The organism is Nocardioides bruguierae (genome assembly GCF_023656415.1).
Lineage (GTDB): Bacteria > Actinomycetota > Actinomycetes > Propionibacteriales > Nocardioidaceae > Nocardioides > Nocardioides bruguierae.
The window spans coordinates 1-1203 of sequence record NZ_JAMOIL010000057.1 but is presented as its reverse complement, the minus strand read 5'-3'; the positions used below and the strand labels follow the sequence as shown (position 1 = coordinate 1203).

At 66.0% G+C, this 1203-nt stretch carries 1 protein-coding gene; it reads left to right on the top strand.

Features of this window, described 5'->3' with window-relative positions; all coding sequences use genetic code 11:
* Positions 1 to 713 precede the first annotated feature (713 nt).
* Positions 714 to 1115 (top strand): hypothetical protein, encoded by a 402-nt coding sequence (locus tag M8330_RS21500; protein WP_250829022.1) that lies wholly within the window; start codon positions 714 to 716, stop codon positions 1113 to 1115.
* Positions 1116 to 1203 lie beyond the last annotated feature (88 nt).

Sequence of the window (1203 nt, the reverse complement as noted above, 5' to 3'; positions counted from 1 at the left end):
ACGCAGACGTCAGAGGCGGTTTTGTTGTCTCTGTCAGCCATCGGCTGCAGTAGCGGCTGCAGTAGCGGCTGCAGTAGAGCGCGTGGCCGGCTGCAGAGCGCCGTTCTAGAAGACGGATTGAAGAACGTCGTACGGTTTGGCGGGCAGGACGACAGACCGATGCAGAGTCCGAGCTTCGCTACCGCGCTTGCACTCGAGCGTCAGTTGCACGCCGTGGCTGTCGTCGTCCTCCCAGCCGACCCGCAGTGCTGCTTCGCGCGTGCCAGGTCGAAGAGGTGTGATCCGTGCAGACTTCGACGCAGCGCCGGGAGCTACGCCTTTTTGCTGGTCTGAGAACCAGACGAGGTGGGGCTTCGGGTGGCGACGAGGACTTGGTCCAAGCCGCGCGCGGCCATCAGGTCACGCTGATAGCCGGATGGGAGTCCATGGAATCGGCGAGCTGGGGTTCCGACGAACGTAGGAATCTCGACGACGAAAGTCGACGCACGACCGGCCCGGCCCCCAGAGCGGGGGTGTCTTTGTTCCGGAGGCCTTCTGAGGCCTATCTCGGGATCTTCTCGGTGCTGTTGGAGGGGTCTCGGGGCCGTCACGCCCGCGCCTGCACGGGCCGTGTGTTCCAACAGACGGCCCTGAACTGCACTTTCTGTCCCCGCCTGTCGATATAGTCAGGACAGGCCGACAGCGCGGCCATGTAGCCAACGGAGGCACCCCCTATGCGGCGCGACATTCTGGTCAGCAACCTCATCGCCGGAGGCCTGGGACTCTCAGTTCTTCTGGTGACCCAGGAGTGGCCGCTGCTCACGATCGGCGTGCTCTACGTCATCGCCATGTCTGTCTTCCTGGCACGGGCCTACCGGCGTGAGTCGGCGACCACCCGGCGTGAGGCACTGACCTGGGCGACACCGTGGGCCGTCAACGCCGCGATCTGGGTGCCGCTGTTCGTCACCGACTTCGGCAACGGGCCAGGCCCCGGGTTCGGACCCAACGTCCTCGCCGTGGTCTACGGCCTCCTCATCGCGGGCATCCTTTATGTGGCCTGGCAGGCGCTGGCCCTGTTCCTGCGCGTCACCGTCCGCACCGGCCGGTCAACCACGACCGACGCCGACGCCGCCTGACGTCCCCGCAACTAGACTCGGCACCCGAGCGCACACCCGCGACAGCCCGCTCCAGGATCGGTGGAGACGTTGCTGACGTGGCAGCGCT

Excerpts from the sequence above, each read along its gene's own strand:
- M8330_RS21500 (WP_250829022.1), top strand. The coding sequence starts at position 714 with ATGCGGCGCGACATTCTGGTCAGCAACCTCATCGCCGGAGGCCTGGGA.